General features: G+C 70.7%; 23 protein-coding genes. 12 read left to right on the forward strand and 11 right to left on the reverse strand.

Features of this window, described 5'->3' with window-relative positions:
• Positions 1–4: 4 nt before the first annotated feature.
• The 6 genes from ccoN to VZQ01_RS30995 all read left to right on the forward strand — a co-directional run bounded on the left by ccoN (position 5) and on the right by VZQ01_RS30995 (position 6,672).
• Positions 5–2,371, forward strand: a complete 2,367-nt coding sequence (gene ccoN / locus VZQ01_RS30970; protein ID WP_223745240.1) for a cytochrome-c oxidase, cbb3-type subunit I — start codon at positions 5–7, stop codon at positions 2,369–2,371.
• Entirely contained in the window at positions 2,371–2,550 is a 180-nt protein-coding gene (locus VZQ01_RS30975) for a cbb3-type cytochrome oxidase subunit 3 (protein ID WP_074950417.1), read from the forward strand. The genes ccoN and VZQ01_RS30975 overlap by 1 nt, the downstream gene beginning before the upstream one ends.
• Positions 2,543–3,094, forward strand: a complete 552-nt coding sequence (locus VZQ01_RS30980; protein ID WP_141323792.1) for a cbb3-type cytochrome c oxidase N-terminal domain-containing protein — start codon at positions 2,543–2,545, stop codon at positions 3,092–3,094. The genes VZQ01_RS30975 and VZQ01_RS30980 overlap by 8 nt, the downstream gene beginning before the upstream one ends.
• Positions 3,095–3,122: 28 nt before the next feature.
• Entirely contained in the window at positions 3,123–4,544 is a 1,422-nt protein-coding gene (gene ccoG / locus VZQ01_RS30985) for a cytochrome c oxidase accessory protein CcoG (RefSeq protein WP_426745411.1), read from the forward strand.
• 118 nt (positions 4,545–4,662) lie between these two features.
• A complete protein-coding gene (hemN, locus tag VZQ01_RS30990; protein WP_223781873.1) occupies positions 4,663–6,027 on the forward strand; it encodes an oxygen-independent coproporphyrinogen III oxidase in 1,365 nt (454 codons plus the stop codon).
• Between the two features lie 102 nt (positions 6,028–6,129).
• Positions 6,130–6,672: a peroxiredoxin family protein gene (locus tag VZQ01_RS30995; protein ID WP_223781874.1), complete on the forward strand. Its 543-nt coding sequence runs from the start codon at positions 6,130–6,132 to the stop codon at positions 6,670–6,672.
• 63 nt (positions 6,673–6,735) lie between these two features.
• Here the strand turns inward: VZQ01_RS30995 and VZQ01_RS31000 are convergent, their stop codons facing one another.
• The 5 genes from VZQ01_RS31000 to VZQ01_RS31020 all read right to left on the reverse strand — a co-directional run bounded on the left by VZQ01_RS31000 (position 6,736) and on the right by VZQ01_RS31020 (position 10,755).
• The gene (locus VZQ01_RS31000; RefSeq protein WP_426745412.1) at positions 6,736–7,431 is read right to left on the reverse strand and encodes a proline and serine-rich protein 1 family protein; all 696 of its coding nucleotides are present in this window, start codon (positions 7,429–7,431) and stop codon (positions 6,736–6,738) included.
• A gap of 86 nt (positions 7,432–7,517) precedes the next feature.
• Complete coding sequence (locus VZQ01_RS31005; protein ID WP_223781876.1) at positions 7,518–8,126, reverse strand: 2,3-bisphosphoglycerate-dependent phosphoglycerate mutase; 609 nt, start codon at positions 8,124–8,126, stop codon at positions 7,518–7,520.
• 57 nt (positions 8,127–8,183) lie between these two features.
• On the reverse strand, positions 8,184–8,894 hold the full coding sequence (locus VZQ01_RS31010) for an iron-containing redox enzyme family protein (RefSeq protein ID WP_426745413.1): 711 nt from the start codon (positions 8,892–8,894) through the stop codon (positions 8,184–8,186).
• A complete protein-coding gene (locus VZQ01_RS31015) occupies positions 8,864–9,784 on the reverse strand; it encodes a GNAT family N-acetyltransferase (protein ID WP_426745414.1) in 921 nt (306 codons plus the stop codon). Before VZQ01_RS31015 ends, VZQ01_RS31010 begins: the two co-directional genes overlap by 31 nt.
• Entirely contained in the window at positions 9,781–10,755 is a 975-nt protein-coding gene (locus VZQ01_RS31020) for a DUF3419 family protein (protein ID WP_426745416.1), read from the reverse strand. The genes VZQ01_RS31015 and VZQ01_RS31020 overlap by 4 nt, the downstream gene beginning before the upstream one ends.
• 64 nt (positions 10,756–10,819) lie before the next feature.
• Between VZQ01_RS31020 and VZQ01_RS31025 the strand changes: the two genes are divergently transcribed.
• The 3 genes from VZQ01_RS31025 (at position 10,820) to VZQ01_RS31035 (ending at position 13,197) form a co-directional block, all read left to right on the forward strand.
• Entirely contained in the window at positions 10,820–11,755 is a 936-nt protein-coding gene (locus VZQ01_RS31025) for a fatty acid desaturase family protein (RefSeq protein WP_426745417.1), read from the forward strand.
• Positions 11,748–12,644, forward strand: coding sequence for a phosphatase PAP2 family protein (locus VZQ01_RS31030; protein ID WP_426745418.1), 897 nt, complete (start codon positions 11,748–11,750; stop codon positions 12,642–12,644). The genes VZQ01_RS31025 and VZQ01_RS31030 overlap by 8 nt, the downstream gene beginning before the upstream one ends.
• A gap of 154 nt (positions 12,645–12,798) precedes the next feature.
• Positions 12,799–13,197, forward strand: a complete 399-nt coding sequence (locus VZQ01_RS31035; protein WP_223781881.1) for a hypothetical protein — start codon at positions 12,799–12,801, stop codon at positions 13,195–13,197.
• On the opposite strand, the gene VZQ01_RS31040 is transcribed toward VZQ01_RS31035, so the two are convergent.
• On the reverse strand, positions 13,192–13,431 hold the full coding sequence (locus tag VZQ01_RS31040; protein WP_426745419.1) for a hypothetical protein: 240 nt from the start codon (positions 13,429–13,431) through the stop codon (positions 13,192–13,194). The genes VZQ01_RS31035 and VZQ01_RS31040 overlap by 6 nt on opposite strands.
• Before the next feature lie 281 nt (positions 13,432–13,712).
• Between VZQ01_RS31040 and VZQ01_RS31045 the strand changes: the two genes are divergently transcribed.
• Positions 13,713–15,326 carry a flavin monoamine oxidase family protein gene (locus VZQ01_RS31045; protein ID WP_426745420.1) on the forward strand — a complete coding sequence of 538 codons (1,614 nt, stop codon included), beginning with the start codon at positions 13,713–13,715 and terminating at the stop codon, positions 15,324–15,326.
• 319 nt (positions 15,327–15,645) lie between these two features.
• On the opposite strand, the gene VZQ01_RS31050 is transcribed toward VZQ01_RS31045, so the two are convergent.
• On the reverse strand, positions 15,646–17,460 hold the full coding sequence (locus VZQ01_RS31050) for a Hint domain-containing protein (protein WP_426745421.1): 1,815 nt from the start codon (positions 17,458–17,460) through the stop codon (positions 15,646–15,648).
• A 297-nt stretch (positions 17,461–17,757) separates the two neighbouring features.
• Between VZQ01_RS31050 and VZQ01_RS31055 the strand changes: the two genes are divergently transcribed.
• Entirely contained in the window at positions 17,758–18,675 is a 918-nt protein-coding gene (locus tag VZQ01_RS31055) for an RluA family pseudouridine synthase (protein ID WP_426745422.1), read from the forward strand.
• A 45-nt stretch (positions 18,676–18,720) separates the two neighbouring features.
• Here the strand turns inward: VZQ01_RS31055 and VZQ01_RS31060 are convergent, their stop codons facing one another.
• Positions 18,721–19,209, reverse strand: coding sequence for a hypothetical protein (locus VZQ01_RS31060; RefSeq protein WP_426745423.1), 489 nt, complete (start codon positions 19,207–19,209; stop codon positions 18,721–18,723).
• A 229-nt stretch (positions 19,210–19,438) separates the two neighbouring features.
• Between VZQ01_RS31060 and VZQ01_RS31065 the strand changes: the two genes are divergently transcribed.
• Entirely contained in the window at positions 19,439–20,104 is a 666-nt protein-coding gene (locus tag VZQ01_RS31065) for a cyclase family protein (protein ID WP_223781887.1), read from the forward strand.
• Between the two features lie 10 nt (positions 20,105–20,114).
• Here VZQ01_RS31065 and VZQ01_RS31070 read toward each other — a convergent pair whose 3' ends face one another.
• From VZQ01_RS31070 to VZQ01_RS31080, 3 genes are all read right to left on the reverse strand, one after another.
• Positions 20,115–22,169, reverse strand: coding sequence for a hypothetical protein (locus VZQ01_RS31070; RefSeq protein ID WP_426745424.1), 2,055 nt, complete (start codon positions 22,167–22,169; stop codon positions 20,115–20,117).
• Positions 22,156–23,277: a DUF3142 domain-containing protein gene (locus tag VZQ01_RS31075; protein WP_408889570.1), complete on the reverse strand. Its 1,122-nt coding sequence runs from the start codon at positions 23,275–23,277 to the stop codon at positions 22,156–22,158. Before VZQ01_RS31075 ends, VZQ01_RS31070 begins: the two co-directional genes overlap by 14 nt.
• 175 nt (positions 23,278–23,452) lie before the next feature.
• Entirely contained in the window at positions 23,453–24,088 is a 636-nt protein-coding gene (locus tag VZQ01_RS31080; RefSeq protein WP_223781890.1) for a hypothetical protein, read from the reverse strand.
• Positions 24,089–24,120 lie beyond the last annotated feature (32 nt).

The following is a 24,120-nucleotide window of genomic DNA, read 5'->3' on the forward strand; positions in this document are numbered from 1 at the left end:
ATCCGTGCAACAACAGCGAATCGTCTACGACGACACCACGGTCCGCCGCTTCATCATCGCGGCGGTCATCTTCGGCATCGTGGGCATGGCGGTGGGAGCGCTGGTGGCCAGCCAGCTCGCGTGGTGGCAGGCCAACCTGGGCATCCCCTACCTGACGTACTCCCGCCTGCGCCCCCTGCACACCAACGCGGTCATCTTCGCGTTCGTGGGCAACATGATGTTCGCCGGCGTCTACTACTCCACGCAGCGCCTCTTGAAGGCGCGCATGGCGTCGGACCTGCTCTCCAACATCCACTTCTGGGGCTGGCAGCTCATCATCGTCGCCGCGGCGATAACCCTTCCCCTGGGCATCAGCACCTCCAAGGAGTACGCGGAGCTGGAGTGGCCCATCGACCTCGGCATCACCCTCATCTGGGTGGTGTTCGCCATCAACTTCTTCTGGACGCTGGCGAAGCGAAACGAGAAGAACCTCTACGTCGCCATCTGGTTCTACATCGCCACCATCATCACCGTGGCGGTGCTGCACATCGTCAACAGCCTGGCGCTGCCCCTGGATGGCCTCAAGAGCTACTCGGTCTTCTCCGGCGTGCAGGACGCGCTGGTGCAGTGGTGGTACGGCCACAACGCCGTCGCCTTCTTCCTGACCACGCCCATCCTGGGCATCATGTATTACTTCCTGCCCAAGGCGGCGGAGCGGCCGGTGTACTCGTACCGGCTGTCCATCATCCACTTCTGGGCCCTGGTCTTCATCTACATCTGGGCCGGCCCGCACCACCTGCTCTACACCGCGCTGCCGGACTGGGCGCAGTCGCTGGGCATGGTCTTCAGCGTGATGCTCTGGGCGCCGTCGTGGGGCGGCATGCTCAACGGCCTGCTGACGCTCAAGGGCGCCTGGTACAAGCTGCGCGATGACCCCGTCCTGAAGTTCCTCATCGCGGCCGTGACGTTCTACGGCATGGCGACGTTCGAGGGACCGCTGCTCTCCATCAAGTCGGTGAGCGCGCTGGGCCACTACACGGACTGGATTGTCGGCCACGTGCACGGCGGCGCGCTCGGGTGGAACGGCTTCATGGCGGCCGGCATGTTCTACTGGCTGGTGCCCCGGCTGTACGGCACGAAGCTGCACTCGACGCGCTCGGCGGACGCGCACTTCTGGCTCGCGACGGTAGGCATCCTCCTCTACATCGTGTCGATGTGGGTCAGCGGCATCAGCCAGGGCCTCATGTGGCGCGCCACCAATCCGGACGGCACGCTGATGTACCCGAACTTCGTGGAGACGCTGCTGGCCATCCGGCCCATGTACATCGTCCGCTTCGTCGGCGGCTCCATGTACCTGGTGGGCTTCTGCATGATGGCGTGGAACCTCTGGAAGACGGCCCGCTCGGGCAAGGCCGTCGACGGCGAGACCACGGTGGTGGTGGGCGAGGAGCCGCACCACGCGGGAGCCCCCGTGCCCGTCCCGACGGCGCCGGCCTGGGTGCAGGTCATCACCGGTCGTCCGCTCATCTTCGCCATCGCCATCCTCACGGTGACGATGTTCCTGGGCTGGGCGAAGCCGGTGCGCGCGCTGGTGTTGATGGGCGGCATCATCGTGCTGGGTGAGCTGGCCTGGATCGTCACCCGCAGGGACCGCGAGGCGGGCCGTCCGTCCTGGTTCGCGCTCATCGAGGGGCGCCCGCTGGCCTTCACCGTGCTCACGCTCATCGCCATCCTCATCGGCGGCGTGGCGGAGCTGCTCCCCACCATCCTCATCCAGCAGGCGGTGCCCGCGCACGGCGAGGCGCAGAAGCCGTACTCGCCGCTGGAGCTCCAGGGGCGCGACCTCTACGTCCGCGAGGGTTGCTACACGTGCCACTCGCAGATGATTCGCCCCTTCGTGGCGGAGACGCAGCGCTACGGCGACGTGTCGCGCGCGGAGGAGTTCATCTACGACCACCCGTTCCAGTGGGGCAGCAAGCGCACGGGGCCTGATCTGCACCGCGTGGGTGGCCGCTACCCGAACCTCTGGCACTACACGCACCTGATGGACCCGCGCGCGACCAGCCCCGGCTCGAACATGCCGGCGTACCCGTGGCTCGCGGAGAACTCCATCAAGGTGAAGGACGCGCCCAGGAAGCTGACGCTGATGCAGAAGCTGGGCGTGCCGTACACGAACGCGGAGGTGGACGCGGCCGAGTCGCGGCAGAAGGCGCAGGGTGAGGCCATCGCCGCGGACCTGGCCACTCAGGGGGTCCAGGTGGCGTGGGACTCGGAGATGGTGGCCCTGGTGGCCTACCTCCAGCGCCTGGGCCGTGGACCGCAGGACGTGCCCGCGCCGTCGGATGTCGCGCCCACCGCGTCGGCGGCGGGCGTTCAGGAAGGGAGCCGCTGATGTACAAGCAATTCTACCAGGGGATGACGCTGGAAGAGCTGCCGCTCTTCGCGCTCGTCCTGTTCATCGCCGTCTTCCTGGGCGTGTGCGCCTGGGTCTTCGGGGCGCGCCGCAGCCAGGACTTCGACGCGCTGTCGCAGCTGCCGTTGTCGGAGCGCGGGGAGGGCGGCCATGAGTGACGAGAAGTCGCCGGTGCTCCACGTCTATGACGGCATCGAGGAGCACGACAACCAGCTGCCCAACTGGTGGCTGGCCATCCTGTGGACCACGCTCGTCTTCGGCGCGGGGTACTGGTTCTGGTACCACGTCGCCGAGGTGAGCCCCGGCCAGCTGGGCGAGTACGCCGCCGAGTCCGCGGAGCACGCCCAGCGCATGGCGAGCAACACGCCCGCCTCCGACGAGCTGCTGCTGGCGCTGGTGAAGGACCCGACGTCGCTGGAGAACGGCAAGGGCGTGTTCCAGGCCAACTGCGCCGCGTGCCACGGCGCGCAGGGGCAGGGGCTCATCGGCCCCAACCTCACGGACGGCTTCTGGCTGCACGGCGGCTCGCCCATGGCCATCCACAAGGTGGTGGCCGACGGCGCCGTGGCCAAGGGCATGCCCGCGTGGGAGCGCACGCTGGGGGCCGAGCGCGTCAAGGCCGTCACCGCGTACCTGCTGACGCTCAAGGGCACGAACGCGCCGGGGGGAAAGGCCCCGCAGGGCGAGCCGGAGACGCCGTAGTCCTCTCGCTCCACCAGGAACCCACATCATGGCGACAGCACCTCAGCGAGACGGCCCTCCGCGCATCGACCAGTTGTCGTCCATCCACGCGGATGGCTCGCGCAAGGCCATCCATCCCTCGGACGTGAGCGGGCGCTTCATCACGCGCAGGCGGGTGATGTTCGCGGTGCTGCTCGGCATCTACGTGGCGCTCCCCCTGGTGGACGTGGGGGGACATCCCGCCGTCCACCTGGATGTGGCGGCGCGGCGCTTCTACCTCTTCGGCGCCACGTACAACGCGCAGGACTTCTGGCGCGTGCTCTTCCTGGGCACGGCGCTGGGGTTCGGCCTGCTGTTCGTCACCGCGTGGCTGGGCCGCGCGTGGTGTGGCTGGGCGTGTCCGCAGACGGTGTTCCTGGAGGGCCTCTACCGTCCCATCGAGCGGCTCTTCGACGGGCCCCGCGAGCGACGGCTCAAGCAGGAGACCTCGCCGTGGACGCCTCTGCGCGTGGCGCGCGCGACGGCGAAGCACGGGGCCTACGTGGGCGTGTCGCTCCTCGTCGCGCACGCGGCGCTCAGCCTCTTCGTGTCCGCGGGCGGGCTGGTGTCCATGGTGTCCAGCGGCCCGGCCACGTCCCCGGTGGCCTTCACCTGGGCCATGGCCGTCACCGGCGCGCTGTACTTCAACTTCGCGTGGTTCCGCGAGCAGCTCTGCGTCGTGGTGTGCCCCTACGGCCGGCTCCAGTCGGCGATGCAGGACCGGGACTCGCTCATCGTCGGCTATGACACGCGGCGGGGCGAACCCCGGGGGCGGATGGTGAAGGTGCTCCCCGCGCACGCCGCGCCGCCCCGGGGCGACTGCGTGGACTGCCGCAGGTGCGTCACCGCGTGCCCCACGGGCATCGACATCCGCCACGGCCTGCAGATGGAGTGTCTGGCGTGCGCGCAGTGCATCGACGCGTGCGACGAGGTGATGGACCGGATTGGCCGGCCGCGCGGGCTCATCCGCTACGACTCGCTCAAGGGCCTGGCGGGCGAGCCCCGCCGCATCCTGCGCCCCCGGCTCGCGCTGTATGGCCTCCTGTTCGTCGCCTCCGTGGTGGGCCTGGTGTGGACGCTCGCCCGCCGTGTGCCGTTCGAGGCGAACCTGCTGCGCTTCCAGGGGATGCCCTACCTCGTCGAGGAGGGGCAGGTGCGCAACCAGTTCGAGCTGCACCTGGTGAACAAGAACCCGGAGCCCACCACCTTCACGCTGTCCATCCAGGCGCCGCCGTCCGCGCGAGGCGTGATTCCGCAGTCCCAGGTGAAGCTCGGCTCGCTGGAGAGCTTCCGGGTGCCGCTGTTCATCCTGGCGCCCCAGGGCAGCACCGAGGTGCCGTTCAACTTCATCGTCGAGGTGGCCGACTCCGCGTCGGGCGAGGTGAAGCGGATGGAGGCGCGCTTCCTGGGACCGCCGTCCAAGGCCCACTGAGGCGGCGGACGAAAATCGTGCGCGTCACCCGGGGGCCTCCGCGGATTGTGCGCGGGGCCCGCCGTTCTCAGGGCGCGCGACGTGGCACGCGCCTTGGATTGGGACGAGGGGCATGGACATGCTTCCAGGAGTCCCCCGTCCGTCGCCGGAGCTGCTGGGCCGGTACAACGTCTCCGGGCCGCGCTACACCAGCTATCCCACCGCGCCGGAGTGGCGGCCGGACTTCGGGCCGGAGGCGCTGGAGGCCCGGCTGCGGGTCGCCGGAGCGCAGGACGAAGCCTCGCCCCTGTCGCTGTATGTCCACCTGCCGTTCTGCCACAGCCTGTGCTGGTACTGCGGCTGCAACGTGGTCATCAGCAAGGACTCGAGCGCGGCGGACCGGTACCTGGACCACCTGGTGATGGAGCTGTACCTGGTGGCCGAGCAGCTGGGCCCCCGTCGCGCGCTGTCGCAGATCCACTGGGGCGGCGGCACGCCCACGTTCCTCACCGAGCAGCAGCTGGAGCGGCTGTGGACGGAGCTGATGCGCCGCTTCACGCTCCTGCCGGACGCGGAGGTCGCCATCGAGGTGCACCCGTCCGTGACGACGTCGGGCCAGGTGTCGCTGCTCCGGCAGCTCGGCTTCAACCGGCTGTCCATGGGACTGCAGGACTTCGACCCGCGCGTGCAGGAGGTGACGAACCGGCTGCAGACACCCGAGCGCACGCGGGCGCTGCTGGACCACGCGCGGGAGCTGGGCTTCACCGGCGTGAACTTCGACCTCATCTACGGCCTGCCGTACCAGGAGCCGGAGGGCTGGGCGCGCACGCTGGAGACGGTGCTGGCGATGCGTCCGGACCGGCTGGCCGTCTACTCCTTCGCCTTCATGCCGGACGTGCTCAAGCACCAGAAGCGGATGCCCGCGGACGCGCTCCCCAGCGCCGAGGTGAAGATGGAGCTGTTCCGCGCGGCCTACGCGGGCTTCGTGGGCGCGGGCTACCAGGCCATCGGCATGGACCACTTCGCGGTGCCCGAGGACGAGCTGGCGCGCGCCCTCTCCGAGCGACGGCTGGGGCGCAACTTCCAGGGCTACACGGTGAAGGCCGCCTCGGACGTGGTGGCGCTGGGCAGCACGGGCATCAGCGACGTGGCGGGCGCGTATGCGCAGAACGTCCGTGCGCTGCCCGCCTACTACGAGCGCATCTCCCACGGCCGACTGGCCACGGAGCGCGGGCTCTTGTTGACCGAGGACGACCGCAAGCGCCGCGCCGTCATCACCCAGCTGATGTGCAACGCGTGGGTGGACCTGGGCGAAGAGGGCGTGCGCGACTTCGCGCCGGAGCTGGAGCGCCTCGGGACGTTCGAGGAGGACGGGCTGCTGGTGCGCTCGGGCTCCCAGCTGGAGCTGACCGCGCTGGGGCGGCTGTTCGTGCGCAACGTGGCCATGGTGTTCGATGCCCGGCTCGCCCGGGCCGAGCGACCGCGCTTCTCCCGGACGGTGTAGGAGGGCGGGCAGGCGGGCCTCGCGGGCGTCCGCTCCCCTGGCGTGCTCGCCGGGCAATGACCACCTCATCCTGGCGCCCTCGCGCGCGATGGGGAGGTGGGCATGGCGGGCCTGGAGCGAAGGACGGTTCGACGGGGCCTGAAGGGCGCATGCCTCGTGGGCGCGCTCCTGGCCGCGACGCTGGCGAGCGCCGCGCTGAAGCAGGGCGAGGTGGTGCCGGCGTTCTCCGCCGAGGACCTGCGGGGTGAGAAGCACAGCAGCCAGGAGTGGCGCGGCCGGCGCACGTTGCTGGTGGTCCTCACCGACAAGGACGGCGGCGAGGCGATGCGGCGCTGGTTCGATGAAGCCGCCGCGCTTGGCGTCCCCGACTCGGTCCACCGCGCCTCGCTGCTCTCCTTCAAGCTGCCCTTCTTCGTGGGCCTGGGGACGGTGCGCGAGAAGGCCCGGAAGAAGGTCCCGGAGGCGGTCTGGTCCGACACCTGGCTCGACAAGAATGGAGACATGGGCAAGCGGCTGTCGTTGCCGTCCAGTCGCATGCCGTATGCCTTCGCGCTGGATGAGCAGGGGCGGGTGCTCGCCGCCGTGCACGGCGAGGTGGACTCCCCGGAGGCGAAGGCGCTGCTGGAGCTGCTCACGCGGCCCTAGAAAGACGAAGGGCGCCGCGGTGGGATTCCCCGCGACGCCCCGGTGCCTCTTGGATGCTTCGGCTCAGCGCGCGGACAGGATGTCCTGGGCGCGCTTCTTCTCGGTGGAGAACGTGAAGGCGTTGAAGAGCAGGTAGTTGTTCTCCGTGTCGAGGATGCGCGGCTTCACGATGCGCAGGACGTTGAGCTTGTCGTCGCTGAACTGCATGCGCTCCATCAGCCGCAGCACCTGGGAGACCAGCAGGTAGTTGTCCTGGAGTCCCATCTGGAGGACGCGGAGCTTGTCGTCGGTGAACGTCTCCCGGGAGATGGCGTCGTACCAGCGCTGGAAGGCGCTGTCGCTCATCGGCCGGACCATCGGCTCCGGCGGCGGGGGCGGCGGGCGCGGCATCACCGTGGCGAGCAGCGGGGCCTCCTCGACGTGGCGGGCCACGCCGTCGAGCACGTCCTGGGCCTTGCGCACCTTGGCGCGGGTGTCACGGTCGGCCCGGTCCTCGATGTCCTCGAGCAGCTTCTCCAGGCGCGCCAGCTTCTGCGCCAGCTCCTCGCGGCCCACCACCACCAGCGTGCCGGTGTGGTTCTGCGGCGGGTAGTTCTGCCCCGGGTTGTGGCGCGGCGGGTAGTTCGGCGGCTGCGGCTGCGGCTGGGGCTGCGGCATCGGCCGGCCCGGCGGGGGCGGACGGAACTTCTCGGCGGCCGCGTCTTGCGCGAAGGAGGTGGAGGCGGACAGCAGGGCGACTGCGAGCGCGAGGGCCTTCATCGGGGCTTCCTTGTTCGTGTACTCAACATCTCGGACGAGCCGTCCCTCTTCGCATTCATTCCGCCCTGTCGACAAGGCCCCCACCCTCAGGGAGAGGGGGTTCGTTTGGACAGCACCGTTCCCTCGGGGGACAGCTCGTAGAGGAGGGGAACCCCGGTCGCCAGCTCCAGCCCCACCACCTGCTCGCCGGTGAGCTGGTCCAGCTTCATGACCAGGGAGCGGTTGGAGTTGCCGTGCGCGACGACGAGGACGTTCTTGCCCAGGCGCAGGTCGCCGCCGATGGCGCGCTCGTAGAAGGGCAGCACCCGGCGGGCGGTCATCTCCAGGGACTCGCCGTTGGGCGGCGGCACGTCGTAGGAGCGCCGCCAGAGCTTCACCTGGGCCTCTCCGAAGCGCTGGGCCGCGTCCGCCTTGTTGAGGCCCTGCAGGTCGCCATAGTTGCGCTCGTTGAGGGCCGCGTCGCGGATGATGGGGGGGCGCTGGCCCAGGGCCTCCAGGATGAGCGCCAGCGTCTCCTGGGCGCGGGTGAGCCCGGACGTGTAGGCGACGTCGAAGGTGAGTCCCTGGAGCGAGCGCGCGGCGGAGCGCGCCTCCTCGCGGCCCTTCTCGGTGAGGGGCACGTCCACGAAGCCCGTGAAGCGGTTCTCGTGGTTCCATAGGGACTGGCCATGACGGACGAGGGCGAGGAGGGGCATGGCCTCCTGCTAGCCCAACCCGGGCGTCACGGCCAGGGTGGACGCGGGCGGGCCGTGTCACGTCCGACGACGGCGGGCCCGGTAAAGGTCGTCGTAGAGGCCGAGGAAGAGGTGTCCTCCGAGCAGGAGCCCCTGCTGGATGTCCCGCCGGGCCGAGGCGTCGCTCGCGAAGGGCGCGTCGAGCTGGCGGTAGAACCCGTCCGCGTGCTCCTCGTCGAGCGTCGCGTGCGTGGGGTAGTGCACCACCTGGTCCGCCGCGAGCCACCCGCGCGCCACGATGCCCTGCCCCAGCTCCAGGGAGATGCCGCTGAACAGGTCCTCGATGATGCCGAACACCGCGAGCCCGGTGTGCGTGGACTCGAAGGCGGCGATGCCCGTCAGCGCGACGTTGAACTTGCGCACCTCCGGCCAGGACGTGTCGTCGTGGAGCCCGTCGAGCGAGGCCCCGAGTCGCTCGAGCAACAGGCGGAACGTGTGCTCGTGGCCGTGGGAGAGCGTGCCCCGTCCGTGCTCGTCGAAGACGTTCTCCACCAGCGGCAGGCGCAGCTCGGGACGGGGGAGCCGGCTGGCGAGCATGGCCATGGGCCGCGTGAAGTGCGCCACCGCCGCGAAGAACTGACGCTGCGTCTCGACGAAGTCCCCTCGCTCGAAGGTGCCGTCCCGCAGCGCGCGCAGGTACGCGGAAGACTCCCGCGCGTTCCACTCGGCCTTCAGCGCGCCGACGTGGTGGCGCAGGTTCAGATTTCGGAGGAGGGAAGGTGCACCCATGCCGGGGACCCTTTAAGTCGGGTGAGGTCGAGAGAGTAGACGGTGCACGCCGCGTCAGGGGAGACCCCTTGTCCTCGCAGCCAGCGGACGTGGTCCTCCAGACGCTCGTCGATGACGAAGCAGGCGAGTGACTGGGGGCTGTTCGCGGTGAGCTCCTCGCCGCAGGTCTTGAGATAGTGCCCCCATCCCCGGGTCCACGCCGAGGGCGGCGCGGCCAGGTGCACGAGCGGCCAGGGGGCTTGCGTCGACATCAACTGGAGGTCCTTGCTCCCGGAGGTGGTGCACCACCCCGCGCCCTCGAGCCGGCGGGTCGGTGCGGGGCCGAGCACCAGCCCCTCACCCCGTGGACACCCGGGCGCGTCCGCCAGTTCCAACGTGGCCAGGCGCGCGGGCGGCGTGAAGTAGAGCGCGAGCCGGCTCTGGGGGCGTCCCATCCGCAGCGGGTTCCAGCCGCGCGCGGTGCGCATGACGTCGCCCCGCGCGCCTCGCATGGCGGCGCCGTAGAGGAACCGGATGCCGCGCAGGGCGGGGATGCGGAACAGGTGGGTGAGCCCCCGGAGGATGAGCCCTCGGGCCAGCCCCGAGCCGCGCGCGTGGGGCGCCACCTTGAGGTCGCAGATGTAGAACCCGGGCAGGGCGCGGGTGCCACGGTGGACCTGTCTCAGGACTCCCGTCACCGAGCCGAGCAGCGCCTCTCCGCGCAGGGCGAGCAGGAAGTACGCCTCCCCCATGGACGAGAAGAAGGGGTGGTACTCGCGGCCGTGGTCGATGAAGAAGTGGTCCGCGCCGTCGGCGATGGGGTACTCGATTCCGCGCTCCAACTGGCGCAGCCGGTCGACATAGGGCCCGAGCGTGTCGGGCCGGAGCACCACGTAGCGGATGCCGCTCATGTGCCCGACGCCCGTCGGAAGCCGACCTCGACGCGCTCGTAGAACAGGCTGCGGTCCCGGGCCTGGAGCCGCGCGCCGAGCGCGTCGTCGAACTCGAAGGCAGGGGCGAAGAAGCGCCTCAGGTCGCGTTGGTTGTTGAGCTGGCGCAGCAGCACGGCGCAGCCGGGGCGGGCCTCCTGGGACAGCAGCGTGGCCCACTGCTCGACGAGCGTGTCATCGGACCAGTCGAAGATGTTGGACAGGGAGATGACGTCGAAGCGGCCCAGGTCGGGCACGTCCGGCAGCGAGCCTTGCACCAGGCAGACCTGGAGCGGCGCGGTGGCGCGCAGGTAGCCGGGCGCGTCGCCGGGGCGGTAGGCGCCGAGCAGCACGTGCTGCAGATACGGATTGCGGCAGGCGTCCTCGCGTCGCAGGCCCCGCTCGAACAGCGCCTGGAAGTAGCCGGGGTAGGAGCCGGGGCGGGCGTGCTGGGTGGCCGCGGGGCCGAACATGGCGTGCAGGAGCGGGTCGGCGAACGCGAGCTGGAAGGCCACGGGCCAGTAGTGCGACGCGAACCAGCCGGCGCGCAAGGCTTCGCGCTCCGACTCGGGGACGCCGGGGTCGAAGAACGTGTTGAGCTCGCGGCGGGGCGCGACGAACTCCTCCACGAAGAGGCGCAGCGTGCGGAACAGCCCCTCGAACTCGCCGCGCTGATTCAGCCCCGCGGCGTCGTTGGAGAGCACGTTGAAGTGCTGGGGCGCGGCGGTGCCCAGGCAGCGCGCCTTCTCCTTCACGTGCTCCAACTGCCTCGGGTTGAAGTCGAAGCCCACCAGCTCGAGCGTGGGGTTGTCCTTCGCCAGCGTCAGCAGGGTGCAGCCGCCGGAGGCGACGGTGAGGAGCGAGCGGGCCCGGGTGTGCTCGATGAGCGCCTGCTCCAGCGCCGGGTCTTCGCGGACGACGGCGAACTTCAGACGGGGGAGAGGTGCGCTCAAGGCCGGGTGGGGGGGCGAGGGTTGCTTCGACTCGGAGCGGGATTGTAAGTCATCAGGACGCGCCATGCCCACGCCCTCCGCAGTGCTGTCCCCCGAGTCCCTGCGCGAGCTGGAGCGGGTCGACGCCCGTCATCTGCCCCGGCTCGTCCTGTTCCTCCTGCTCCAGGGCGTGTCTGCGTGGCTCGTCGTCCTGCTGGCGAGGGACGGTGACTCGGTGGCGAGCTGGCTCGTCCGGCTGCCGCTCTACCTGGTCTCGGCCGCCGCGCTGCATGGCATCAGCCTGTTCACCCACGAGGCGGTGCATGGTGGGCTGTCCTCGCGGCCCTGGCTGAATCGACTGGGCGGGATGCTGTGTGCCTGGCCCGTGCTCCAGAACTTCGCGGCCTACAAGGTGTTGCACCTGCGGCACCACCGCGATTTGGGCGGTGGCCTGGACCCCGACCACTACGCGAACTACACGGGGCGGCGCTGGCTGGAGCTGGCGATGCACCTGGGCCGGCTGCTGCTCGGCTACCCCGCGTACATCACGATGATTCCCATCCTGGGCTTCAAGCACGGCACGCCGTCCGAGCGGCGATGGATTGCGTTCGAGGTCGCCGTGGTGCTCGTGGCGGGTGTTCTCGCGGCACGCTTCGTGCCGTGGCAGGTGTTGCTGCATGCGTGGGTGCTGCCCATGGTCATCATCAACACGCTGGTCAACATCCGGGGCATGAGCCAGCACACCTTCCTGACGGAGAATACGCATCCGGTCCGGGGCTCGCGGACCATCCTCTCCAATCCGGTGACGCGCTTCTTCATGTGCAACGAGAACTACCACCTGGAGCATCACCTGTATCCGCGGGTGCCCTGGTACAACCTGCCCGCGCTGCACCAGTCCCTGCGGGCCGGGCTCGTCGCGCAGGGCGCGCCCTTCATCCCGTCGTACTTCTCGTTCGTCCGCGGCGTGCTGAGTGGCTCGCTGATGCGCGAGGCCCGGCGCGCCGCGTCCCCGGATGTCTGAGCGTCCCTTCCTGCACGAGGGGTTGCTCGCGGGCTTCGGGGGCGTGCTGTCGTGTGGGCTCCTCGTCGTCGCGGGAGCGGGCTCGGCGGTCTTCCTCCAGGTGCTCGGCGCGACGCTCCTGTTCATCCTCGCGGTGGTGGGGCTCGCGCGTCTGGAGCGCTGGGGACACGCCTTCCGCGTCCGATTGCTGTGCGCCTATGCGGCGACGTTCTTCTTCTATGCGTCGGTGAAGGACACCCTCCCGGCGCTCGGGCTTCCGACGAGGGATGCCGTGTTGTTCGGCCTGGACGCGTGGGTGTTCGGTGGGAGCACGCCGTCGGTGTGGCTGCAGCGCTGGAGCTCGCCGGCCGTGAACGACGTGTTCAGCGCGAGCTACCTGTCGTTCCACGTCTACCTGCACCTGTCCATGGCGTGGGCGGTGGTGGGCTCGCGGGAGCGCGCGGAGGCGTTCTTCGGTCAGGTCTTCTCCGCCTACGTGCCGGGGCTCGTGGGCTACTACCTGGTGCCCGCGGTGGGACCCGTGGCGGCGTATCCCGAGCTGTTCACCGTGCCCGTGGAGGGAGGGTGGGTGACCTGGCTGAACGCGGCCGTCGTGGCCCATGGCTCGTCCACCTACGACCTGTTCCCGAGCCTGCACGTGTACATCACGCTGGTGTTGCTCGCGCACGACAGGCTCGCGCATCCGTGGCGCTTCCGGGGGATGTTGCCGGTGGCGGTGTTGCTCTTCGTCTCCACGCTGGTGCTGCGCTACCACTACGCGGTCGACCTGCTCGCGGGCGTCGTGTGGTTCGTCGCCTTCCGCGCGCTGTATCCGCGACTGCTTCGTGGGTGGGAGTCCTGGCGGCGCGGGAGCACAGTGGAGCCTGCGGTGCTGATTCCGCCGGAGTGACGGAGGGGCGTGCGTCGTGCTGTCACGCGGGCGGCGGCGCATTGACGAAATGTCTCGCGCGGCCCGGGCGTTGAGCCCGCAACCCCCTGGAATCTCGTAGGGGGTGGCTTGGAACGGCATGTGAAGAGGAGGGGAGGCAACAGGAGGAAGCCCCATGGCCCGGTGTCGCCCGTCCAGTTCCCGCCCGACTCTCCCCACCTTCACGTTCCTGGAGCACAGCGCGCGCGGGATGCTGCGTCAGGAGGTCCTGGACTTCATCCTCGACTACGGCCTGCGGGTCCGCGCGGCGGGGGCGACGCACGTCACGGTGCTGGAGCGAGACCTCTCGCGGGCCCTGCGCGACTCGTCTCTCGCGCGGCAGGCGCGTGGCTGGATTGTGTTGGTGAGCGACGACGAGCGCCTCCTCACCTGTTACCGCCGCGCGGATGCGAGCAGCTTCCTTCGGCGCAAGTCGAAGCACCGGCTCAACGGTGGGCGGCCTCACCGCGACACTGGCTGGCGCAACGCGGAAGGCCGACGCGGGGTGGGGCGCGCGAGCCACGCCGGGTCATGAGGACGTGGCTGTCGCGCGGGGGATGGCGATGGCCTGGCCCCTCAGGGTGATGACCTGGGCAGCGATGCGAGCGCGCTCGACACTGTCAATCAGGTAGCGGGGACTTGCTCCCGCCGCGGGCGGGAACAGGCACTGGATGACGTCGTAACCGATGTGTCTGGCGATGAAGGTCTCCAGGACGTGGGCGTGCCGCTCGACCAACCCGGTCAGGGGCGGCCACCCGAGTGCTCGCAACCGCAGGATGTCCTCGTCGTCCTCCCGCGCCCGTCGTCGAATTCGCGGAAGTACAGCCACGAACAAGGCACCTGGCGGTCGGCGATTCTGCAAAGCATGGGTCCCCTGGGCATGAGGCTGTCCGCGTGCGGGCGGCTTTAGCGGGGTTGGGCGCGTCGGAAAAGGGCGCGCTGCTTCACATTCGGGATGTCCGGTGAAGGGCACGCCGGAGGTCGGCGCTGCGCCAGAAGGCGGGCTCCGGAAGGAGAGGGCAGTCGTCCTCGCACCTCCTGGAGCCCCGCATGCCCCGCACCGCGCTCTTCGATTCGTTCCGCCAGACCACCCGGAAGGCACTCGCCGCTTCCATCACGCGACGCGAGGTCACCCGTCCGTTCGAGGCCCGGCGCGGCGTGGACCGCCGCTCCGTGTTGAAGGGGCTGACGGTCCTGGGGCTGGGGTTCGCCGTCGGGAGCGCGCGGGCGCAGGAGGCGCATGCGCTCCCATCGCCGCGGGTGGGAATTGTCGGCGCGGGGCTCGCCGGGCTCGCGTGTGCCTACGAGCTGCGGCGCGCGGGCGTCATTGCCACGGTGCACGAGGCGAGTGAGCGCACCGGTGGCCGGGTGTACTCGATGGGCGGCGCGTTCGGCGGGCCCGTCACGTTCCCGGGACAGGTCGTCGAGCGGGGAGGCGAGTTCATCGACTCCGGACATGCGACGATGCTGGGCTACGCGCGCCAGTTCCATCTGGAGCGAGAGGACCTCGCGCGGTTCCACGGCGAGGTGACGTACTTCTTCGGAGGGCAGCGGTACGCGGAGTCCGCCATCCTGGCGGAGTACTGCCCGCTCATCGCCGCCATCCGCCAGGACCTGTCACGGCTCTCCGACGCGCCCACGGCCGCGCGACATACGCCCGTGGACCGCGCCTTCGACGTGATGGACCTGATGACCTATCTGGAGTCCCGCGACGCGGGGCCCCTGATATCGGCCGCCATCATCGCCGCATACGAAGCGGAGTATGGACGGACGGCGGACACGCTGAGCTGTCTCAACCTGCTGTTCCTGATTGGGACGGAGCAGTGTCGCCGCTTCGAGCCCTATGGCGAGAGCGACGAGCGCTACCGGCTGCTCGGCGGCAATCAGCAGATTCCTCGCGAGCTGGCCGCGCGCCTGCCCGGTCAGGTCCGCTGGGGCGAGCGACTGGAGGCCGTACGCAGGACGCCCGCGGGAGCGCTGGCCCTGTCGCTGCGGCGGGACTCCTGGAGCTTCACCGCGACCTATGACGTCGTGGTGCTCGCCGTGCCCTTCACCACCCTGCGGCGCGTGGCGCTGGATGGCTCGCTGGGGCTGCCGCCCTGGAAGACGAAGGTCATCCAGGAGCTGGGCTACGGCACCAATGCGAAGCTGATGGTGGGCTACCAGGGGCCGGTGTGGCGCGCGGGCGGGGGCAGCGGCGCGACGTACTCGGACCTGATGCACCACCAGGCGACGTGGGAGACGAACCCGAGCCGGGCCACGGCCAGGGACGCGGTGCTGACGGACTACGCGAGCGGAGCGCGCGGCGCGGCGATGGACCCGGGCAACGTGGCGCTGGAGGCCGAGCGCTTCGTGGCGGCGATGAACCGGGTGGTGCCGGGCACCGCGAGCGCGGTGAAGCGCGGCGTGGACCGGCGCATCCTCGCGCACCTGGAGCACTGGCCGAGCTCCCCCTTCACGCTGGGCAGCTACACGGCCTACGGACCGGGACAGTTCACGAGCCTGGCGGGCTACGAGGCACCCCCCGTGGGCCACCTGTTCTTCGCGGGCGAGCACACCAGCTCGTTCTACGAAGCCCAGGGCTACATGGAGGGCGCGGCGGCTTCGGGAAGGAGCACCGCGGCGGCCATCCTGGTGGCGGCGCGAATCGCGGCCCTCGGCTGACGCGCACTGGCGAAGGTGGAGCACCGCTGCCTCCGCTTCGCGCGCCCTGGGCCTCCGGCGACACGCTTGAACGAAGGCGCGCTCCCAGCGCATTCACGGACTCAGCGAGGACTCACGCCGAGGGCGAAACGCTTGAGCGAAGGCGCGCTCCCAGCGCGTTTACGGGCTCGGCGAGGACTCGCGCCGAGGGCGACACGTTTGGACGAAGGCGCGCTCCCAGCGCGTTCACGGGCTCCGCGAGGACTCGCGCCGAGGGCGACAACCCGGCCGTCATGGCCGAAGAGGCGCCCCCAGCGCGGCACAGCACATCGGGGGTGGACTACGGCGTGGCCGACGCGCGGCGCGGCGAGGTCAGCTCGCGCTGCATGGTGTCGTCGCCCACGAGCACGCCATCGGCGAACAGGGTCCGCTCGTTGGGGCCGAGCGACTCGAGCTCCTCGGCCGTGCCCAGCTTGAGGTTGTAGACCTTGCCGTCGTACGGCACGCGCTCGGTGGCGGTGATGAAGGCCGTGCCGGACTCGGTGCGCACCTGGTCCTTCACCTGGACCTTGTCCGCGGGCACCACGAGCCCGGAGGTGAGCAGCACCGGGTGCTTCTCCGTCAGCCGCACGTCGTGGCCCTGGTCATCGCGCAGCCGCACCAGCGGCTTGGGCTCCCGCCCGAAGATGAAGTCCTGCACCGTCAGCACCCGGCCGCTCGCGTTGGCGCGGACCTTGTCGCCCACCTTCAGCGTCTCGATGGGGGCCCGCGTCCCGTCCGCGAGCGTCACCTTCGTGCCCTCCGCCATGCAGCTGTTGAGCACGTTGAGGTTGAAGGGGTTGGTGGGCAGCGCCGTGCTCGTGAAGGTCGTCAGGCGCGGCACCGCGGCGGCGCCGCCACACGTCGCCATCGAGTAGAGGGTCATCGACATCACCACGGGCTCGTTGACGATCTTCTCCATCGTGCAGCCCGTGCCACCGTTGGCCGTGGTGTTCTGCGAGAGGTTGACCAGCCGCTGGATGCTCGCCGTCTTCCCATTGATGGCGAACAGGTCCGACAGGTCCGCGAGCGTCGTGCAGGTGCCGCCCGAGTCCGTCTTGATGAGGCGCATCCGCGTCGTCGTCGGGCCGTTCTTCATCGCCTGGATGGTGCACGGCTGCGACATCGCGCCCGCGTCGAACGTGAGCTGCGTGGGGACGTAGATGTTGGTGATGTCGAAGGTCTGCCCCGTCTGGAACGGGAAGTAGGCCGCGGGGTCTCCCGTCCAGGGGTTGCCCGTCTTGCGCAGCGCCAGCCCCACCGGGGTCTGGGGGTATGGCGCCAGCGTGCCCTGGGCGTTGGTCACCATGGCGTAGTCACAGTCCGCGCCGCCGCGCAGCTGGCACGTGGTGAGGTTGATGTTCGAGCGGGGCTCGTTGCTCGCGAAGCGGGGGTGGTCCATCGTGAAGCTCACCGGCTCGGGCGCCAGCGTCGTGTCCAGGCTCGAGAACGAGACGTGCTCCTCGCCCGTCTGGTCGTTGTGCGCCACCATCAGCGACTCCACGACGACCTTGCTCTCCGGCGCCATCGACGGCCGCACCGACACCGCCGTGTCGTCGAACGTCTTGCCGTCGTTGTGCTCCTCGTTGGCGCTCTTGGCCAGCACCGTCAGCTTCTTGCCGGACAAGTCACTGTCGTACGCCGTCACGTCCGTGAAGACGTGCGTCGCGCCGCCCGCGCACGTGGCATAGGGGTTGAGGATCAACGAGGGCCGGTGGTCCTGCGCCTTGTCCGCCTGCTGCACCTTGCCACCGCCCACCGTGCGCGAGTCGTTCACGTGGATGAAGTGGTCGCAGTCCCAGTCGGTGGGCTTGGGGCGCGGGCCTCCCCGCACTGCCTTGGCCCGGGCGATCTCCAGTGTCTTCAGCGCGCGCGCGAAGTCGCGGGCCACCGTCGGCCCCGGCGTGTCCTGACCGCCCTGGGTGGCCTGCGCGGCGGCGGCCTCCTGGAGCCGGTGGCGCGCGTACTCGTACTGGTCGTCATCGGCCAGGTCCAGCATCACGAAGTCCTCGTGAGGCGGACGCTTCTGGAAGGCCGCCATCACGACCTCTCGCTGCTCCTCGATGCTCCTGGGCTTGGGCGTGGGCTTGATGACCCACGGGCATCCGGGCAGCAAAGACAGGCATCCTGCGAGAACGACGAGACGTGTCGCGATGCGACTGTGCGTCAAATCCATGAGCTCCCCCTCAGAGCGGGCCTGGTTCGAGCCCGGACAAACACTGTCATACGCTCCGTGTCGGAAAGTCAACGAATGACAAGTCATCGGCCTCGCTGGTCAGCCGCGACCCGGCCTGTCACATCGCGAGCCTTTCCGGGTGTGACACGCGCGGCGGGCGGAGCGTAGGGGGACTCCAGGGGTAGGTGGCGCCACGTGGGCGTTGACTCCCCGCGGCGCATGAGGGACGGGGTGGACATGGCGCAGCAGAAACTCCTCGTCCCGCATGAGGTCGCGGGAGAGCGGCTGGACCGTTTCGTCTCCAAGCACGTGCCCGGCTTCTCGCTGGAGCGCGCCCGCGCCCTCATCGCGTCGGGCGGGGTGCGCATCCGCGGCAAGAAGTGTCAGCCCACGCGCAAGCTGTGGGGCGGCGAGGAAATCGAGCTGGAGCGTCCCGAGCCCAAGGCCCCCACGCGCCCGCCCGTCGAGGGGCCCGCGCTGACGGTGCTCCACGACGACGCGGCCCTGGTCATCATCGACAAGCCGCCCGGCCTCGTGGTGGAGCCCGAGGGGCGCGCGACCTCCGTGGTGGACCTGCTCGCGAGCCAGCGCCCACCCTTCGACGTGGAGGGACAGGCGCTGCCCGGTGTGGTGCACCGGTTGGACCGGGAGACCAGCGGGTGTCTGGCCTTCGCGCGCACGGACACCGCGGCGGCGGCGCTCCTGCGCGCCTTCCAGCAGAAGCAGGTGGACAAGCGCTACCGGACGCTCGTCCTGGGCCACCCGCCGGAGCAGGGGCGCCTGGAGGGGCCCTACACGAGAGACCCGAAGGACCCGCGCCGCTTCACCACCCGGGTGCACTCCGCGCGCAGGGCGGCGCTCTCCTTCGAGGTGCGCGAGCGCTTCGCGGGGGCCGCGCTTCTGGAGGTGGACCTGGACACGGGGCGCACGCACCAGATTCGCGTGCAGCTCTCCGAGGCGGGCTTCCCGGTGTTGGGGGACTCGCTCTACGGCACCGAGGCCGCCCGCGAGCACCCCGCGGCGAAGGCCCTGGGCCGACAGGCGCTCCATGCATTCCAGCTGGAGCTGCCGGGCCCGTTGAACGGGGAGCTGGTGCGAGTCCAGGCCGCGCTTCCGGCGGACTTCCAGCGCGCCCTGGAGCTCTTGCGTCGCTGACGCGCCGGGCCCCCACGTTCGACGGGGAGCCCGGACCGTCGGGGCCTACTTCGCGTCCACCACGAGGACCATCCAGCGGTCCGTGGAGTGGTCGATGCGGACGTTGGCGGCGCCCGCCTCCTGGAGCTGCTGCACGATGCCTTCCAGGAAGGTCAGGTGCTCCTTGGGCGCGTCCACGAAGACGTTCTTGGAGCCGTTGCCCTTGGCCTTCGGCTTCTTGGCCGGGGCGGCGGCGCCGTTGAGGGCCTCCGGGTTGGCGGCGGCCTTGAGCTGCAGGGCGGCGTCATCGACGGTGGGCTCGGGCGTGCTGTCCACCTCGGCCTCGGGCTCCTCGGCCGCCACCGGGGCGGCGGCGGCCACCTCCTCCTCGGCCTCCGCGCGCAGCTGGTTGAAGGTCTTCAGGTTGATGGTCGCCCCGAACTTCGTCTTGAAGGACTCCAGCGCGTCCTTGCTGCTGATGTCCGGCTGCTGGCGGAAGAGGGTGAGCAGGAACGCGTGTCGCTCCTGGGTCTGCTCCTGGGACGTCCTCGGCATCTTCTGTGCTCCTGTGAACCGTGAAGGGCGGCGCACCCTAGCCGACCCCTCCCGAGGAGAAAAGGTGGTCGGATGTCCCTGCGTGGACGCTCGACGCGGACCTTCGCGCCTTCGGCTGTCTCGTTATTCACGAGGTGCGGGTGGCGGCTCGTCCGGCCTCGGGGCGAGCAGGGGGCCGGGCCCCGTGGCCGTCGGCGCGGCGCGCGGGGGATGGCCAGGATTCAGAGTCATGGAGACCGCTGCCGAGACGAGCCGCTCCGCCCCCGCGTCGCCGTGGGTGGACATCTCCGTGCCGCTGCGCGACGGCATGGTGCACTGGCCGGACAACCCCGAGGTGCGCATCACCCGCTCGCAGGACTTGGACAAGGGGGACGACGCCAACGTGTCGGACCTGTCCTTCGGCGCGCACTCGGGCACCCACGTCGACGCACCCGTGCACTTCGTCAAGGGCGCCGAGGGCGTGGACGCGCTGTCCTTCGACCGGCTGATGGGCGTGGCCCGCGTGCTGGAGATTCGCGACGCGCGCGCCATCCAGGTGGAGGAACTGAAGGCGCACGCAATCCAGCCGGGGGAGCGGCTGCTCTTCAAGACGGCGAACTCCGCGCGGCGGTGGCCCTCCCAGCCCTTCCAGCCGGACTTCGTGTACCTGTCGCTCGAGGGCGCGCGCTACCTGGCGGAGCTGGGGGTGCGCACGGTGGGCATCGACTACCTGTCCATCGGCAGCCCGGACGAGGGCGTTCCCACGCACCGCGCCCTGCTGGACGCGGGCATCTGCATCATCGAGGGGCTCGACTTGTCCCAGGTGCATGAGGGGACGTACGAGCTGGTGTGTCTGCCGCTGCGAATCGCGGGGGGCGACGGGGCTCCGGCGCGCGCCATCCTCCGCGCGCGCTGAAGTGCCCGGTTCAGGCGGAGGGGGCGCGGCGCCTGCGGCGCAGGAAGAAGGCGAAGCCCATCACCGTCGGCAGCAGCATGCCCCCGCCGACCATCAGCTTGACCCGGTGCCGCTGGGGCAGGGCCTGGGCGTAGAAGGGGCGCTCGGCGCGGACCTTCGCGAAGTTCGGCTCCAGGCACGACGCCCCGAAGGACCACTGCACGTCGTCGATGCGCGCGCCGTTGCGGATGTACGTCCGGTACAGGCGCTCGAACATCGCCGGGTCCCGGTTGGCGACGTGGAGCGCGGCGTGGCACAGCATCATCGCGTAGGCCTGACTGCGCGGCGGCAGCAGCTCCGCGCCGCGCTGGGCCAGCCGCGCCGCCACGTGCCGGTAGTGGAAGCGCTCGGTGAGGGGCGGGCCGTGGAGGGCCGAGAGCCGCTGCTCCTGCGCGCCCATGAGCGACGCGCGGGGGAACATCGCGCGGGCCCGCTGCTCGTCCTCGGTGGCGTCCCCTTCCTCGTCGTCCCGGTCATAGCGGGAGACGTCGTAGTTGCCGTCGACCCAGCCCCAGTCCGGCGCGGCCTCGGTCCCCAGCAGGCGCATGCCCTCGGAGCGCGCGAGCCTGGCCGCCGCGAAGAGCGCCTCGGCCCGGTCCAGGTCGTCCCACGCGCTGTCGGCGCGGCGCAGCGCCTCCACGTACCGACGCGCCGCGTCCTCCACCGCGGTGCCGCGGAAGGCCTCCAGGGCCTCGTCGTGCCGGCCCTCTCGCAGGAGTCGCCGCGCGAGCAGCAGGTGCAGCCGCTCGGGCATCCCGAGCGACGTGTTGCCGTCCCCGACGCTGTCGGGTGACTCCGGCTCCGACTCCGGCACCAGGTCGCAGTGGCTCTTCTCCGTGCGCGGGTGGGTGGCCGCGAAGCGCTGGAGCTCCTCCAGGCTCAACGTCCGCTCCGCGACGTAGGCGACGTCCGGCCAGGAGCAGCCCGCCCACAGTCGCTCGGCGGCGCGGGTGAACTGGCCCTGCGTCAGCGCGAGCACGCCGCGCTCTCCCTCCGCGCGGCACAGGGGGCGGTTGGTGTCGTCCAGGTACCAGTCATGCCACCACTCCCGCTCGGGAAGCCCGCGCACGGCCTCGGCCAGGTACGTCTCCGCGGAGGACGCGTCGCCCCGGCGCAGCGCGAGCTTGGCCTTCACCCAGGAGGCCAGCGGGGTCTGCTCGGAGGCGACGAAGCGCTCGGCCAGGTCGAAGCGGCCCGCGCGCCAGGCGCCCGCGGCCAGCCGGTCCGCGCCCGCGAGGTCCGGCACCGCGGCCAGCGCGTCCAGCACCGCGCCGAGCCCTCCGGCCGAGGGCTCCTCGGACCAAGCGGACTCGCGGCCGCGCGTCCACACGAAGGTGGCCATGAGCCGCTGCGCCAGCGGGTCCTTCAGCGCGACCTGGAGGCGCTCGGGGTTTCGCGCGAGGGCTCGCGCGACGAAGAGTAGCGACACCTCCGCTCCGCCGCTGCCGTGCGCGGCCTGCTCCGCGTACAGGTGGATGGCGCCCACGTCGTCGCCGCGCTGGAGCAGCACGCGCGCCTGCATGCCCAGACTGGAGACCGCGAGGCCCAGCGGGTCGTCGAAGCCCTCGCGGACCAGCTGCCGGGTGAGCTCGAAGCCGTACTTCGCGTCGTCCTCGAAGCCGGCGCCCGCGTTGCGGCCCAGCATGTACGCGGCGAAGGTGGAGAAGCGGCGTCGCTCCGCGGCGGGCAGCGCGAGCACCTCGAGGAAGCGCGCCCGCGCCGTCACGGCGTCTCCGGCGGTGAAGGCCTTGGCGCCGGCCTCGTACAGCGCGGTCTCCCGGGCCCCGCCGCCCTGACGCGCGTCGGGGGGCTCGTCGTGGAACTCGTTCACCGCGAACACGTCCGAGGGCTTCGGCAGGAGCCGGTGGACCTCCAGCGCGAAGAGCCCACCGGGCAGCTCGCCGAGCGTGAGCGCGCGGTCGGCGAGGAGGCGGTCCTGGAAGCCGGGGCCGCAGGCCTCCGCGGAGCGGACGGGCGTCAGGGCGACCAGGATGACCACGGCGGACAGCAGGCTACGGAGCCACAAGGGACACCTCGCTTCCCCGCACGAAGCCGACGACGCGTCGCTCGCCGGCGCGCAGGCGGGGAGGCTTGCGCGCCACGAGTGAGCTCCCCCGCGGGGCATAGCCGCCCACGCCGTCGAGGACCTCCAGGTTTCCAGTAAGGGTGAGCCGGGCCGGGGCCTCGCCGTCCAGGCGGCCCGTGTTCTCGAGGACGATGTCGAGCGTGCCTCCGCCCGCGTCCACCAGCCGGGGCTCGACCTGGAGCGTCAGCGGCTCCTGTCGGAGGACGGCGGTCAGCGTGGACGGGCTCCAGGCCTCCGAATCACCCGCGTGGCCCCAGCGGAACCACACGAGCCCCTTCACGCCCTGCACCGGTCGCGCGCGCAGCTCCGCGAGGAAGCGCGAGACCTCACGAGGCTCGGAGACCAGGGGCGTGCCGTCGCGCAGGCGCACGCGGTAGGTGGGCAGCGCGACGTGGAAGGGTCTGCGCGTGGCCTGGGACCAGCGCTCGATGAAGCCGCGCGCCTCCTCGGGGGTGAAGAGGGTGGGGGCGCGGATGGCGTGCACTTGGACGACGACGTCGTCGGGGATGGATGTCAGGCGCTCCAGCTCGGGCGCGCCGGCCCAGGTGGGCAAGGCGGTGATGGACAGGGACAGCTCGCCGAGCAGTCGCCGCTCACGCGCGAGCCAGTCCGCGTATGCGGGCAGGGCGGTGGTGGCGCAGTCATGGTCCAGCTCCACGCCGCGCACGCGCACGCCGCGCGCCTTCCAGTCGCGGGCGATGGCGGCGACCTCCTCCAGGGAGATGCCGTCGAGGGGCGCGGTGCCATCCACGCGCATCACCGCCACGACGTCGCGCCCCGTCCTCGCGAGGGCCGCGACATCCACCGCGATGGAGACGGGGGCGCGTGTGTCGCCGGAGCGCTCCCTCGCGAGCACGCGCAGCGCGCCCAGCTCCGGGGGCATCCGCGTGAGGGACTCGACGAGCGACGGGCTCCAGTCCCGCTGCCACACGTAGGCCGCGTGCCCGAGCGGCGGCGGGGGCGCGCGGGTGCAGCCAAGCATGAGGCACAGCCCCATGAACGCGAAGCTCGCGAGTCGGCGCGACGAAGACAGAAACGGGGTGCGCATGGTGAGACGACACGCATCGCGGGAGTGGATGCGACGTCAATGGTGCCACAACCGGGGCGTGCAAGCTCTGCGCGCGTGCGCACCGGTTTTGTCTCGCGTCGTGAGACTGCGTGGAGCCCCAGGGATTCGTAGCCACGCGAGCGAGGAGGCGAGCACTCCGCTTGGGACGGGGCCGTCAGTTGGGCGGCGGCGGCGGGTTGCTGTGGTCGCAGTGCAGGAGGGAGGGCGGGTCGAAGCAGGTGAGCCGCTGGTCGTTCAGCGTGCAGACGCCTCGGGGCGTGTTGGTGCAGCGCACCTCCGTGCGGCTGGCCTTGCAGTCGAAGCCGCACGCAATCGCCTCGGAGGCGTTGAGGCAGCGGGCCGCGGGCATGGCCTGCGCGTACTCATGGATGACGCTGTCGGGCGGGTCCCAGCAGACCAGCCTGCCGAAGTGCGTGTCGCAGAGCCCGTAGGGCGTGGAGTTGCACGCCACCTCGCCATTGAAGATGCGGCAGTTGAAGCCGCAGTCGACCTTGCCGCGCACCGCCTTGCACTCGGGGCGCACCGGCGTGCGGGGCGGATGCTGGATGGCCACCCGTGGCGGGTCCCAGCAGTGGACCTCGTCGCGGAGGACCTGACACGTCCCATAGGGCGTCTGGGCACAGCCCGCCTTCGAGCCGCTGGTCCTGCACTGGAAGCCGCATAGCTCGCGCCCCTGGGCGGTGATGCACTGGGGTCTGGGCTGTTCCGGGGGCGGCTTGGGCTCGGGCGTGACCTGGGGCGGCGTCGGCGGCGCCGCGGTCAACAGCAACAGGGCAATCAAGGGGAGCATGTGGCCCCCCCGACGAACGTCACCGCAGTTTA

Source organism: Myxococcus faecalis, assembly GCF_050039385.1.
GTDB lineage: Bacteria > Myxococcota > Myxococcia > Myxococcales > Myxococcaceae > Myxococcus > Myxococcus fulvus.

Coding starts and splice junctions, on each gene's coding strand:
- VZQ01_RS30975 (WP_074950417.1), top strand. CDS start 2,371: ATGTACAAGCAATTCTACCAGGGGATGACGCTGGAAGAGCTGCCGCTC.
- VZQ01_RS30980 (WP_141323792.1), top strand. CDS start 2,543: ATGAGTGACGAGAAGTCGCCGGTGCTCCACGTCTATGACGGCATCGAG.
- ccoG (WP_426745411.1), top strand. CDS start 3,123: ATGGCGACAGCACCTCAGCGAGACGGCCCTCCGCGCATCGACCAGTTG.
- hemN (WP_223781873.1), top strand. CDS start 4,663: ATGCTTCCAGGAGTCCCCCGTCCGTCGCCGGAGCTGCTGGGCCGGTAC.
- VZQ01_RS30995 (WP_223781874.1), top strand. CDS start 6,130: ATGGCGGGCCTGGAGCGAAGGACGGTTCGACGGGGCCTGAAGGGCGCA.
- VZQ01_RS31000 (WP_426745412.1), bottom strand. CDS start 7,431: ATGAAGGCCCTCGCGCTCGCAGTCGCCCTGCTGTCCGCCTCCACCTCC.
- VZQ01_RS31005 (WP_223781876.1), bottom strand. CDS start 8,126: ATGCCCCTCCTCGCCCTCGTCCGTCATGGCCAGTCCCTATGGAACCAC.
- VZQ01_RS31010 (WP_426745413.1), bottom strand. CDS start 8,894: ATGGGTGCACCTTCCCTCCTCCGAAATCTGAACCTGCGCCACCACGTC.
- VZQ01_RS31015 (WP_426745414.1), bottom strand. CDS start 9,784: ATGAGCGGCATCCGCTACGTGGTGCTCCGGCCCGACACGCTCGGGCCC.
- VZQ01_RS31025 (WP_426745417.1), top strand. CDS start 10,820: ATGCCCACGCCCTCCGCAGTGCTGTCCCCCGAGTCCCTGCGCGAGCTG.
- VZQ01_RS31030 (WP_426745418.1), top strand. CDS start 11,748: ATGTCTGAGCGTCCCTTCCTGCACGAGGGGTTGCTCGCGGGCTTCGGG.
- VZQ01_RS31035 (WP_223781881.1), top strand. CDS start 12,799: ATGGCCCGGTGTCGCCCGTCCAGTTCCCGCCCGACTCTCCCCACCTTC.
- VZQ01_RS31045 (WP_426745420.1), top strand. CDS start 13,713: ATGCCCCGCACCGCGCTCTTCGATTCGTTCCGCCAGACCACCCGGAAG.
- VZQ01_RS31055 (WP_426745422.1), top strand. CDS start 17,758: ATGGCGCAGCAGAAACTCCTCGTCCCGCATGAGGTCGCGGGAGAGCGG.
- VZQ01_RS31060 (WP_426745423.1), bottom strand. CDS start 19,209: ATGCCGAGGACGTCCCAGGAGCAGACCCAGGAGCGACACGCGTTCCTG.
- VZQ01_RS31065 (WP_223781887.1), top strand. CDS start 19,439: ATGGAGACCGCTGCCGAGACGAGCCGCTCCGCCCCCGCGTCGCCGTGG.
- VZQ01_RS31075 (WP_408889570.1), bottom strand. CDS start 23,277: ATGCGCACCCCGTTTCTGTCTTCGTCGCGCCGACTCGCGAGCTTCGCG.
- VZQ01_RS31080 (WP_223781890.1), bottom strand. CDS start 24,088: ATGCTCCCCTTGATTGCCCTGTTGCTGTTGACCGCGGCGCCGCCGACG.